General features: G+C 64.3%; 7 protein-coding genes. 1 reads left to right on the top strand and 6 read right to left on the bottom strand.

Translation table 11 applies throughout. The annotated features are described in order from the left end of the window. Positions 1–97: 97 nt before the first annotated feature. Positions 98–997, bottom strand: a complete 900-nt coding sequence (locus tag V2L18_RS05100) for a hypothetical protein (RefSeq protein WP_336176746.1) — start codon at positions 995–997, stop codon at positions 98–100. A gap of 149 nt (positions 998–1,146) precedes the next feature. Here V2L18_RS05100 and V2L18_RS05095 point away from each other — a divergent pair, with 149 nt between their 5' ends. After that, positions 1,147–3,342, top strand: a complete 2,196-nt coding sequence (locus V2L18_RS05095; RefSeq protein WP_336176745.1) for a methyltransferase domain-containing protein — start codon at positions 1,147–1,149, stop codon at positions 3,340–3,342. A gap of 225 nt (positions 3,343–3,567) precedes the next feature. On the opposite strand, the gene V2L18_RS05090 is transcribed toward V2L18_RS05095, so the two are convergent. The 5 genes from V2L18_RS05090 to V2L18_RS05070 all read right to left on the bottom strand — a co-directional run bounded on the left by V2L18_RS05090 (position 3,568) and on the right by V2L18_RS05070 (position 12,239). Beyond that, the gene (locus V2L18_RS05090) at positions 3,568–4,554 is read right to left on the bottom strand and encodes a hypothetical protein (protein WP_336176744.1); all 987 of its coding nucleotides are present in this window, start codon (positions 4,552–4,554) and stop codon (positions 3,568–3,570) included. Between the two features lie 335 nt (positions 4,555–4,889). Next, positions 4,890–5,399 carry a hypothetical protein gene (locus tag V2L18_RS05085; RefSeq protein ID WP_336176743.1) on the bottom strand — a complete coding sequence of 170 codons (510 nt, stop codon included), beginning with the start codon at positions 5,397–5,399 and terminating at the stop codon, positions 4,890–4,892. A gap of 549 nt (positions 5,400–5,948) precedes the next feature. Beyond that, on the bottom strand, positions 5,949–7,334 hold the full coding sequence (locus V2L18_RS05080) for a tetratricopeptide repeat protein (RefSeq protein ID WP_336176742.1): 1,386 nt from the start codon (positions 7,332–7,334) through the stop codon (positions 5,949–5,951). A 10-nt stretch (positions 7,335–7,344) separates the two neighbouring features. Then, a complete protein-coding gene (locus V2L18_RS05075; RefSeq protein ID WP_336176741.1) occupies positions 7,345–8,784 on the bottom strand; it encodes a hypothetical protein in 1,440 nt (479 codons plus the stop codon). Positions 8,785–9,140: 356 nt separating this feature from the next. Continuing rightward, entirely contained in the window at positions 9,141–12,239 is a 3,099-nt protein-coding gene (locus V2L18_RS05070; protein ID WP_336176740.1) for an FG-GAP-like repeat-containing protein, read from the bottom strand. Positions 12,240–12,255: the final 16 nt, after the last annotated feature.

Raw genomic sequence — 12,255 nt, 5'->3', positions numbered from 1 at the left:
ATGTTCGCGCTTCTGCATTTGCCTTGCAACGGCTCGCGCGCACCGCCTTTCCCGGGCGACGGTGACGCGATGCCCGATTATTTCATGAGTCCCACACTTACGGGGATTGCTCCTTCAAGAAATCCGAAAAACCCAATAGGCCGTCAATGTCCCCCCGGCCAGCATGAACCCGCTCCCGGACTTCCCTCTCCACGATTGACCGGTCAAGTGCGGCGATATCGGGTCGGCGAATGCCCGCCAGCGATTGCCGGAAGACCGAATTGCCCGTCGGGCAATGCATCTGGATGGCAGCACGCCACAATCGCCTCTCCGGTTCGCTCTTTCCCAGGCGATTGATCCGCAACATCAGCGCCGCGATCCACCCCGGCACGCTTTCGTTGACACGATCGGCGGGCGCCGAGGCGGCGCAATCGATACCGAGCGCGCCGGCAAGCCCGGAGAACCAGTCGCCGTCATAGTCCAGCCGCACCAGGTGGGAGGCGCCGTAGGCAGCCCGCAGATCGTTGATCAGTGCGGGATGATCCGCCAGTTGTCGCATCCGGGGGTGACGGGCAAAATCCTCGAAGGAAAGCGCCGTTCCCCAAAGATCGCTCATCCTGTTTCCCGGGTTGATTATCGCCTGTCGGTAGTACGAGCGCAGCCACGCATCCATCTCGCGCGTTGCAAGAAGCACCGTGACATCGAATGCGCCGGTCATGCTGCGAAACATGTCCAGCGCTTCGGGCGAAAAATCATAGAGATGGTTCGTCAGTCCCTCGCTGGAGAGCACGATGTCCGGCTGGGACGCCGCGTCCAGCACCGCTCGCAGATCTGCGAGATCACGCGAAAGCAAGCCGCGAACCAGCCACCGATGGCTGGGATCGCCCCCAGGGGCAAACGCGTCGGGATACTCCATCTCGGAACGGCGCAGAGCATCGGCATTGCGGTACAACCACGCCTGAACCGCGCTGGTCCCTGTCTTGGGCAGCCCCACATGAAGAAAGAGACGTCGGCGCATTCCCGCACACCATATATGGCCCAAGGTGGCCGCTCGTTTCTGACGGTAACGGCGCAGTCGTTCTCCCAGTCGAAATCACATTGCATCTGCATTATCAAGACTGTTAGAAACATTTCTCGTCAGCCCTTACCGAAAGATGATTTTCGTCGATGGACATGTTGGAGCAGCCCAGATCTCTTTCTGAGGGCAAGACGCGTCCGACCGTTCACCTATCCTGCGTTGTCGACAACAATCCGAAGTTCAGGCTCCAGACTTGGAACTGGCTCTGCGCCTTGCGCGCCCTTGGGACCCGCTGTCGTCTCTTCGTCCATCATGTGCGCGGCGCGCTTGGCGAAACGCTGCAAGCCGAGATGCGGAAACACGGCGTGACGCTGGTCGAGATCGAGCCTTTTGGCGACGGGCCGGCGGTCTATTGCAACAAGATCCGGCAATTGGAAACGCAAGAGCTTCTCGAAGCCGATTTCGTTGTCCTTTCGGATACGGATATCGCGTTTCTTTGCGACCCGGCCGATCTCGTCGAGGAAGGAAAGTTCCGCGCGAAGGTCGTGGACAACAACAATCCGCCCGAGGAGATGTGGCGCGAACTGGCGGCTCTGTGCGGCATTACCGGGGATATCCCGACCGTCCCGCTGGAGCTCGCGCCCGAGGTGGACGTCTTTGCGACGAACTTCAATGGCGGCGTCTACATCATGCCGTCAGATTTCGCGCGGCAGATCCACCCGCTTTGGGAAAGGAATGCAAGGACCTGCCTCGCCGCCGCCGACCTCCTCGGCAAATACGCCGGCCATTGCGACCAGCTCGGCATGGGCTTTGCCCTGCTGGAAAGCCAGACCCCTGTCAGTCCGCTGCCCGTGACCGCCAATCTGCCGACCCATATCGATGCCGATACGCTTGGCGTGCTGGAGCCCGGCCCGGTCTGTGCCCTGCACTATCACAACCGGCTCGACGCGCATGGCCTTCTGCGCAAGACCGGCGTCGGCTGGATCGACGAGGCGATCGAGCGCTGCAACGCCACGCTCGTTGCGCAAAGGCGCCGCGCCTTCAGCAACGAGATCTTCTGGGACTTTCGCTACGCGCAGTTCCCGGAGCTGGGCTCGGGGCTGGGATCGCGTGGGGACGTGCTTTCTCACAAGCGGGCGCTGCTTGAGCCGTATTTCGATCTCATCGCATCCGAAAGCATTCTGGATGTCGGATGCGGCGATCTGGAGTTGTTCGCGCCGCTGCCGCTTGGCGACTATACCGGGATAGACGTGTCGGGGGAGGCTCTGCGGATCGCTTCGCGGAGGCGACCGGAATGGACCTTCCTGCGAAAGGATCTTTCCGATTTTCCCGACGACAGTTTCGACTACGTGACCTGCATGGATGTCCTGATCCATCAGCCCAATGAGGCGGCCGCGCGCGACCTTGCCGAAAATCTGGTGCGCGTCGCGCGCAAGGGCCTGTTCTTTTCCTCCCACACCACGCCTATAAAGGGCGCCGGGATCTCTTTCAATTCGGCCGAGATGCCCTCATACATCTCCAGCCTGAAGCCGGTTTCCGCAGTCCATCGGCTTGGAAGCTATCGCGACGTCTCGTTGCACTTTGCCGAGAAGGGGTTGGGAGACCGCCGCTCGCGCAATGATATCGGGCTTCACCAGCGGGTCATCGGCAGCCGATACACCGACCATCCGCACGTCCTGCGCGAACTGGTGGACTACAGCCGCCAGCATCTCGGCTTCTTCCCCTTCACAATCAGCCGAACCCATGAGTATCCCTGGTTCGCCGAGCAGCTGCGCGACGTGGAAGGCAAATCCGTCCTGGATATAGGTGCGGGTATCTGCTGCGTGCCGCTCATTCTCGCGCAACGAGGGGCCCGCGTTACCACCGTCGACAGACATGACCGCATCCGGACCGGACCGCCGACGCCCCAATGGAACGAATGGGGCTATCTCGACTATAGCGAGCTAGACGCACGCATCCGCTCGTTCAACATCGATGCCAGCGAGTTCGATGACGACGAACGCTATGACGTAATTTATTCGATCTCCGTCATTGAACACATGCCGCGGATCACCCGCCGTGCCGTCATGGCGCAAGCCGCCCGGCTTCTCAAGCCTGATGGCGAGGTGCTGCTGTCGCTCGATCTGATCCCGGGCACGGACGACCTCTGGAATCTCAATGAAGGCAAGATCGTCGACGAAACCGGGCACGGCGACCTGGACATGTTCAAGGCCGAGCTGGCGGCGCAGGATCTGGTCGTTCGACACGAAGAATACGTTCGCGCGATGCCCGGATCACGAACCGACGTCGTCTATCTGAAGCTCGGCAGGCCGCGCCATGTCGACGAAGACGAAAGCCCCGCCTGACCAAGCCAGCAGCCCGATATGTCCCCAGGGGCAGCACAGGCGAGAGGCGGGACAGCGCGCCGGGGCATAGCCCCGAGGCCACATCCGGCCGCATGGCCATGGCAACCGCATTGCTTTTAACGGATCGCGATCGGCTCAAGCGCATCACAAAAACGGCCCCACCTTGCGCACGCAAGGGGAGGCCGTGTTCATTCGAATGATGACGTTTCGTCCGATCAGGTCAGATCAGCAGGAAAGATCCCCCGCCGCGTTGGTCTGGAGCGTGCCGGGCGCGCAGTTCGTCAGCCCGGGGATCCTGACCGTCCCCGCCGTGGTAATCACCAGCATGGTTCCGACGCCGCCGAGATTGATGCCGAAATTGCCGGCCCCTTCCGCAGCGCCCGTCTCGTAATTGTTGATGTCCCAGCGCGTCGCGGCGGTCGTCTGCTCCAGACGAATGCCGCGCCGCCGCGTGCCATCGCCCGCAATATGCACCGGCTGCTTCGGATCATTGTTGCCGATCGCAACGAACCCGCTGGAATTGACGAGAAAATCATCAGTCGTGCCGCTCCCGTTCTCCACCTGGAAGGGACCGTCGGGCGTATTGGTTCCGAGACCCACGTGACCATCGGCGGCGATGAAGAGCGCGTTGGAGGGTGCGGAGGGCACGATCCGGAACGGCAGCCGGCTCGCGTTCGTCACGTCGCGGATGAAGAAGTTCGTCTCGTTGCCGGCGACGTCCCAAGTCTGGGAAGCGAAGCCGCCGGAGCCGTCCTGTTCGAGGCGCAGGGTGGGGGAGTTGCCGCTGCGCATGTGCAGATCGACCGCGGGCGAGGAGGTCTTGATGCCGACCCGCCCGGCGGACGAGAGATAAAGCAGGTTGTCGGGCGAATTTGCCTGGATCCAGATCGGCTTCTTGCTGTTCGTGGAATCCTCGATGGCGAACATGTTCTGCCCGCCGTTCGCCGTTTCGTTGGCGATCAGGCGCCAGTCCACGTTAGGAAACGAGGAGGAGGCCGAGGTGTCGTTGAAATAGATGCGAAGGTTGTTTTCCTTCAGGATGATCGTGTCAAAGCCGAAGGCTTCGCCGTTCACGCAATCGACGCCGACGCAGAGACTGCCCTGCACGATCACGTCCTGAACGAAAACTTCGTCGGCCAAGGCCGTCCCCGCGACAAGCGCGGAAGTCATTGTGAGGCCAGCGGCCAGCCCCAGTCCAGCAAGCTTCTTCATCAGCACCCTCTCCTCCGGCCCCCGCCGGCAACACGTTTGTCTGTAACTTTCCAGGCCACGTCCGGCCCTCCCCGCCTTACGGGATCTCCAGAGCCAGACCGGCCTCCGGCGAGCCCGGCGTCTGCCCGTTCACCCCGTCAAACGGCGGCAGTTGCGACCAGACACACCCCTTCGAACCGTTTGCCCCAGTCGCGAAAGTCTCTCCAATCCATGGAGCGATGCCCCCCTTCCGCCCGCAGGCGGATCCGGCAAGCGACCCGCATCGCTGACGCAATGGAAGCGATGGCGAGGAAGCATATCCACCGCACCACTTCCAAACGCGCGCTGCCCCGGACCTATCGCTCCTCTTCCTCGACCGGCTGGTAGATCACACCATCCTTCACCAGGAACGACCCGCTTGTGCCCACACCGGCATAAAGTTCGTTCTTCGCGCTGTCGCCACGGCCGTTGTCCAGCTGGGAGCGAACAGCGATGCGCTTCGACGTCGCGGCGGTCAGCTGATAGCTGTAGCGACCATCCTCGACCTTGCCGAACTTGCGCAGATTGATGACCGGCGCCGTACGTTCCGATTGCGCGGAGACGGAGAAGCCGTTCGGCCCGGAGATCGTCAGCGTCACCTTCCGATAGTCGCCGCCGAGATCGAAACCGACGGTCGCTGCGGAAAAGCGGCTGGTCGCGACCAGTTCGTCGCTTTGCGCCCATGTCGCGCCCGGCCAGACGGATCCGGCCATGACCACGGCAAAGGCCAGAACCGACACGAACCGCCCGCCGGCGCGCGCGTGACGTTCCGTTTTGCCTGTCGCCGGGCGCTGCGCCGGCCGGCCGGTAAACACACCGCGTGTCATCACGCCCCCTCATTCACGTTTCCGCACGCTTCGGCGGAAACATATCTCAGCGCCAATCACCCGATCCGGCGCGAAACCCGGCGAAAGCCCCTCACCGTGCGGCAGATGTCCGCACCGCGTAAGCCGTTCCGCGAATCTGCGGATCCGCCCGACCGATCCGCCCGGAGCGTATTCCCGTCATTCAAACGCAGCCTCTGAGCGCCGGAAATTCGCTCGATATCAATACCTTGCGCATATCCCGACAGATCAGACCGGATCGCTCTGGCCGGTTATACTCCAGTATGACTTCGCGTCACTGTAACCGAGGCGCGCCCGGCTGCCAACGTGGTCACTTAAGAAAACAACGGAAACAGGGAAATATGAACAAGGATGAAACGCGTCCAGACAGGCGGATATCTTTCACCTCGAAATGACCGACTGATTTTCCCTCTTGATTCAGAGCCTTTTCTCTGAACCCGGCGGGCATGAACACCCGTTTCTGCACATGGGTACAAATACCAATTTGGAAAAGCGGTTTGCCGGCAGAGTATCGCCCGCAGTCGTACTGACCTATTCTTTCCGGCCAGCCGGTTCTGCCCCGGTCGGCCTCGCCCACATGCGATTTGCCAGATCCTGCGCCTCGTTGATCTGGCCGGCGGTCATGCGTGTTCGCAGCATGGCGCGCAGTTGCATCGCCTCGGCATGGCCGCCCGCGCTCGCCAGATTGAGCCACATGTATCCGGTGACGAAATCCTGCGGCGTCCCGAGCCCGCGCATGCTGAGCAGTCCGAGGTTCGTCATCGCGGGAACGGACCCGCCGGCAGCCGCCTTGCGGAAATACCGCGCCGCCGCCGCATAATCGCGCGGAACCCGCACGCCGACGGCGTAGACGTATCCCAGCAGGAACGCGGCAAGCGTATCGCCGCGCGCGGCCGCCTGCTCGTAGGCCTCCACCGTCCAGCCGCCCGAGAACGGCGGCGCCAGCCGGCTGTCGTAAACTGCGCCGATCGCCTCCAGATCGATGTCCGGCGCGGCCCCCGCCGCCTGCGCCCGCCCGCCGCGGCGATAGAGATCGTAGGCCTTCGTCTCGCTCTGCGGCACACCGAAACCGTTGACATACATGACGCCGAGATTGGTCATGGCCGGCTTCAGGCCTTGCTCCGCCGCCTTCGCGAACAGCGCGGCGGCCTTCTCGTAGTCCTGAACGACGCCCTGGCCGCGCACATACATCAAGCCGAGATTGTTCTGCGCCTTGGCCTCGCCCTTGTCGGCCGCCGAGGAGAGCAACGCGAAGGCGCGGGCCGGATCGGCCGCAACGCCGCGGCCTTCCAGATAGAGCATGCCGAGATTGGCCTCGGCCTCTGCCAGCCCTTGCGCCACGGCCTTTTCGTACCACCGCGCCGCCTCGGCCGGGTCCGCCGGCGTGCCGTAGCCGTTGTCGTACATGGTCGCAAGATCGAACTGGTGGCGCGGATCGCCCTGCTCTGCCGCCATCCGGTACCATCGCAACGCTTCGGCGTAATCCTGCGGCACACCGAGGCCGGCGGCATAGGAGGCGCCGAGCGCGTTCTGCGCCTGGGCGTTGCCGGCATGCGCTGCAAGCGTGTACCAGTGCACCGAGGCCGCGTAATCCTGCGGCACGCCGGAGCCGCGATGATAGATGCCCGCAAGCTGCAACTGCGCCGCGACAGAGCCAGCCTCGGCGGCCGGGGTCAGAAGGGCGATGGCGGCAGCAATGTCGTTGCGCTGAAGCGCCTCCTGGGCTTTTTGCGGTAACGAATCCGCATCGCCCTGCGCGATCGCTGGACCGCCGAACGCGACGAGCAGGACGGCGAAAACAATCGCCGAAACGCAACGCCGCAACCGGCCGGCAGCCGCACGCAGGCCGCGCCGCGCCGGCGGTCGCCTCAATGCGCTGGTTCGCGCGCTGGCTTGCTCCTTGAGCCTCGCCGTCATGCGGGCCTCCTCACTGCGCCTCGGCCAAATGCGCCGCGTTCCACTCGCGCGCAAGCCGTTGCGCCTCGCTCACCTGTTCCGGCGTCATCAGACTCGCGAAGAGATCGCGCGAGCGCACCGCCTCGGCGTTGCCGTCGGCAGCGGACAGGTTCACCCACTTGTGGGCCTGGACATAGTCCTGCTCCACGCCCTCTCCGCGCGCATAGAGAAGACCGAGCTGAAGCTGGCAATAGGGATCGCCCTTCTCAGCACCATCGCGGAAGAGCTCAAGCGCCTGCGCCGGATCCGGCGCGGCGTCCGCCGTGCCCTTGGCGATGACATCGGCAAGACGCCCCCGGGCCGCCAGCACGCCATCGGCGTTCGCCGTCTCCAGCCATTTCACGGCCGTCTCGTCGCCGGCAAGGGCCGCTTCATGGACCCAGGGCACGACGGCGGCGCGATCCGTCGCCTCGTATGTGCCGTCGGCATAGAGTTCGCCGAGCCGCTTGCGCGCCGCTTCCAGCCCGCCGCGAGCGGCCAGGATATACCACTGCTCGGCCGCGGCCGGGTTCTTCGCAACGCCGCGGCCTTCCGACAGCATCACCGCAAAGGCCGCCTGGGCACGCGGCAAGCCGGCTTCGGCGGCCTGGTTGTAGAGCTTGGCGGCGATGGCCTCGTCGCGCGCCACGCCGGTACCGGTCGCATACATGTAGGCAAGGTTCGTCTGGGCGTTCGCATCGCCGCCCTCGGCTGCACGCGTGAACCAGACGAACGCTTCGCCGGTATCCTTGGCAAGCCCGCCCTCGCCCGCGAAATAGAGCGCGCCGAGCGCACTCTGGGCGGGCACGTATCCGGCTTCCGCCGCCTTGCGATAGAGCGCCAGCGCCTTGTCGTCGTTGCGCTCGACCGCGCCGCCGCGCGAGAAATTCTGCGCCAGCGTGAACTGCGCCAGCGGCAGGCCGGCATCGGCGGCCTGCTCCAGCCAGCGCAGCGATTCCGCCTCGTCCGCCGTCACGCCGTCGCCCTTGCCGAACATGCGGGCAAGCTCGAACATCGCTTCCGCCACGCCCTGCCGGGCGGATGCCTGCAGCCACGTCAGGCCCTTTACCGGGTCCGCCGGAACGCCGACGCCCTCATGGTACATCTTGCCGATGAAGAACTGCGCCTGCGGCGCTCCCTTCTCGGCTGCGAGCTGGAACAGCCGCGCGGCCTCCGGCAGGTTGCGGGCAACGCCGGCGCCGCGCAAATAGAACTGGCCGAGCATGGTCTGCGCATCGACGTTGCCCTTTTGCGCCGACTGTTTCAGCAGCGCCGCCGCGCCGGGAATATCCTGCGCGCCGCCCTTGCCGTTCACCATCATGAACGCAAGGCGGTAGAGCACCTGCGCATCGCCCGTGGGAACGAGCTTTTCCAGCTCCGCCCGCGCCGTCACGAAATCGCCGCGCCGGTAGGCCGCTTCGGATGCGGACATGTCGGGCGTGCCGTCCGGCGCAACAGCGGGCGCAACGGCGGCCGCACCCGAACCGGCTGCAGCTTTCCCTTCGGCACCGGACCCATCACCGGGTGCACCCGGGGCTCCCGCTCCGGCGGCAGGCCCGGCGGTCTCGCCCGACTGGCCTTGCGCGCGAACGGGCCCACTGGCCGCCACCCCGGCGAGGACGCAAAGAATGAGGGGGAAGGCGGCCCTTTTCGCCACCCTTTGCGTCTTCCGCAAGGCCGTCCCACGCTGCATGTCGCCTCCTGATATTCCGTTCTGATATTTCGCTTGCATCCACCGCGCCCGCGCCATCATCCGCACCGGCGGTTTTCGCCGACATGCGCCGCCGGTTACAGTGTCGGATCACCGTAGCGCTTGACAAGATAGCGCGCGCCCGCCGGCAACGGGCCCTCGATTTTCATCAGCTCGCCGACCGGCCAGCGGATCGTCACGCTGTCCACCGCTTCCACTTCGCCGAGCCCGATATGGGCTTCGGCCAGGTCGAATGACATGAACCCGCCGCCGAGCTGGATCTCACGCGTCCACAGCCGTTCGCCCGCCCGCACCTCGATGCGGGCGCCGATGCCGGCGCTGTTGCCGATATAGTCCTCCAGCGCGATCTCGATCGCGTTGCCCGTGGTGGAATTGTTGATGAAGGCCTCGACCGGACCATTGACCGGCACCGTCAGGAAATCGAGATCGCCGTCGCCGTCGAGGTCGATCTGCAGGGCGGCGGCCGTGATCAGGTAGTCGGCCAGCCCGAAGGCGTCGGTTGCCTCCTCGAAGGTGCCGTCGCCCTTGTTGCGGAAGAACAGGTTCGACGGGCTCACCTCGTTCGGCACCCACGTGCCGTTGACGATGTAGACATCCTGGAAGCCGTCATTGTCGAAGTCGCCGATCTTGGTATCCCAGCTCCAGCCGCCGACATCGAGCCCCTCGTCCTCGGCTGTCTCGACAAAGCCACCGCCGGGGCGGGGCTCCAGCAGCACATTGCGGCGCAGGATCTGCGGCACGGTCTTTTCCATCTCCGTCTCGTCCGGCTTGCGGAACGGGCGGAAATGGATCTCGCACAGCTGCCGGGCGCGCGTGGCGTCGGCGGGGATCAGCTTGCAGATGGAGGGATCGCGGTTCTGGATGGCCAGATCCTTGACCAGCATCGCCTTGCATTCGGCCTGATAGCGCCCCTCCATCTCCGCGCACTTGGAGGCGAAGCCCGGGTCGAAGCTGTGACCGGACTTGTACCAGCGCTTGATCGCCATGTTCTTCTCGCACACGGCCCGATCAGCCTCGCGCTCGATGCCCTCGCAATAGTGGTCGAGCGAGCGCATCTTGAGCTTCTTTGAAACGCCGGACGAACGCCCAGCGATCTGTGCGGCGTAGATCGCGGAGCTGCCGGTGTTGTGCAGGTCGGCGGTCTTCAGCGCCATGGTCGTGGTCGTGGTCATCGGGATAAGCCCGTCGGCGCGCGTCACCGCCGTCAGCGCGCCCTTGCCGTCGCCCAGATAGAACATGTCCGGCATCTCGAAGTCGTTGCCGACCAACAGGTCCGCGTTGCCGTCGCCGTTGATGTCGGAAAACAGGATCGACAGCGTCTCGCCGGGCAGTCCCGGCAGATCCTGGAAGCGCTCGCCCGTCAGCCGGCCGTCCTCGTTGAGCACGATGCGGTTGCGCGCCTCCTCACCGGGAACCTTGCGATACCAGCCCGCCGCCCAGTTGCCGAGCGCCGCGTCCAGATCGCCGTCGCGGTCGAAATCCGCAAAGCTCACGGCCATGGTCAGGATGGCATCGTCGCGGTTTTTCACCGGCGTCAGGTTGGCGACGTCGAAACGCCCTTCCACGTTCTTCAGCACGTAATTGCCCTGCTGATAGGTCGTGAGAAACAGATCGAGCCAGCCGTCGCCGTTGATATCGACCAGCACCGCATTGAAGACCGGCATTTCCGCGATCCGGCCGATGTCGAACGCTTGTGGGCGAAATCCGCCCTTGCCGTCGCCGGAATAAAAATAGAGCCCCTTCTCGGTGGAGGCGAAGACGAGGTCGGTCGCACCATCCCGGTCATAGTCGCCGGCCGCGATCGAGCGCCCTTCCCAGAACGGCGGCCACATGTCGGCGAGCGAGAATTCCGTCGGCTTGTCGATGCCCAGATGCCACGCTTCCATCCGCGAGAACGGCAGTTCGCCGGCCGAAGAGCGCTGTGCGAAATCATGCTTTTCGACAACGCCTTTTGCGCCAGAAACCGTGAATTCGCGGACAACCCCGGCATGGGCGCCCGCCGTCTCCGCGGCATGGGCGGACCCGATCAGCGAGAACTCCCAGCCGGTCAGCATCCTGAGCGCGCGTTCGGTCTGCCAGGCGTGATACTGAGAGACGCCGAAGCCCGCCAGAATGCCCACGACGAAGATCGTCGCGCCAAGCAGGAGGGCCGCGCGCATTGAGATGGCGGTGGCGACGATGAAGAACGAATAGATCGAGAAAATGCCGAGCGTGAACAGAAGCGCCATGACGTAGCCGGGCGCCAGTCCTGCCTGAAGCAGCGCCCCCGAGGCGACGACATCGAGCCCGATGGGCACGGGAAGAAAGGTACCGATGAGCGATGCCGCAACCAGCCCAAAGACCCCGAAGCCCGCGTTTTCCAGAAGGCTTGCCGGCAGCAGGCTTGCCACCAGGGCGCCGAGAAAGCCGGCCAGCAGCATTAGGGGCACGGTCGTCTTGACGATGAACCAGAGGTTCATCGCGTAGTCCTTGACGAAGTAGAGAACCGCCCAGAAGAGGTTTTCCTGATCCGTGGCGCTGGTGTGGGGATCGGGCGTCACGGTGGCTGCGCGCCTGGCCATCGAGGCCTGCAACTGCTCCTTCGGCAGGAAGCGACAGATGACAGGCACCGCCAGAAGGATCATCACCAGCGACAGCGCGATCTTGGTGATCGCCATGTAGAAGGGAAACAGCGAGAACAGCATCGTGAGAACGACGATGTTGAGCGTCGGCGAGGCGATCATCGCGGACAACGTGGATTCCGCCCGCGCGCCGCCCGAATAAAGCCCCCGCGCGATCGGGGCCGCGCAATTGACGCAGACGCCAAGCGGCGCGCCCATCACCAGCCCCAGCGCGGAATTGGAGAAACTCCCCCTGAAGCTGTGCTTGCGGATATAGCCGAAGAGCGTGAGGAAGGCGGCGGCGAACAGGATGCCGAAGGTCATGCCGCGCTGGTTGGTCTTGATCCAGTTGCCGGTGGACTTGGCGATGCGCTCGACCATCGTGTCGTCGGGCTTGAGCGGAAACTTGGCCTCGAAGCCCAGCGGGTCCTCCAGCTGGATCGCGCCGCTCATCATCGCCTTCTCGTTCAGTGCGGGATAGCGCGACTGCGTCCAGAACTGAACGGCCAGCACCGCCACCAGCAAGAGGGCCAGCACGAACCTCTTGCCGAATGGCTGCACGACGATGCGATCCATGACTTCCCCCCTCACT

The organism is Breoghania sp. JC706, from assembly GCF_037026715.1.
GTDB lineage: Bacteria > Pseudomonadota > Alphaproteobacteria > Rhizobiales > Stappiaceae > Breoghania.
Note: the sequence above shows the minus strand (reverse complement) of the source record. Positions and strands in the feature narration are given on the sequence as shown.

Excerpts from the sequence above, each read along its gene's own strand:
- V2L18_RS05080 (WP_336176742.1), bottom strand. The coding sequence starts at position 7,334 with ATGACGGCGAGGCTCAAGGAGCAAGCCAGCGCGCGAACCAGCGCATTG.
- V2L18_RS05075 (WP_336176741.1), bottom strand. The coding sequence starts at position 8,784 with ATGTCCGCATCCGAAGCGGCCTACCGGCGCGGCGATTTCGTGACGGCG.
- V2L18_RS05100 (WP_336176746.1), bottom strand. The coding sequence starts at position 997 with ATGCGCCGACGTCTCTTTCTTCATGTGGGGCTGCCCAAGACAGGGACC.
- V2L18_RS05095 (WP_336176745.1), top strand. The coding sequence starts at position 1,147 with ATGGACATGTTGGAGCAGCCCAGATCTCTTTCTGAGGGCAAGACGCGT.
- V2L18_RS05090 (WP_336176744.1), bottom strand. The coding sequence starts at position 4,554 with ATGAAGAAGCTTGCTGGACTGGGGCTGGCCGCTGGCCTCACAATGACT.
- V2L18_RS05085 (WP_336176743.1), bottom strand. The coding sequence starts at position 5,399 with ATGACACGCGGTGTGTTTACCGGCCGGCCGGCGCAGCGCCCGGCGACA.
- V2L18_RS05070 (WP_336176740.1), bottom strand. The coding sequence starts at position 12,239 with ATGGATCGCATCGTCGTGCAGCCATTCGGCAAGAGGTTCGTGCTGGCC.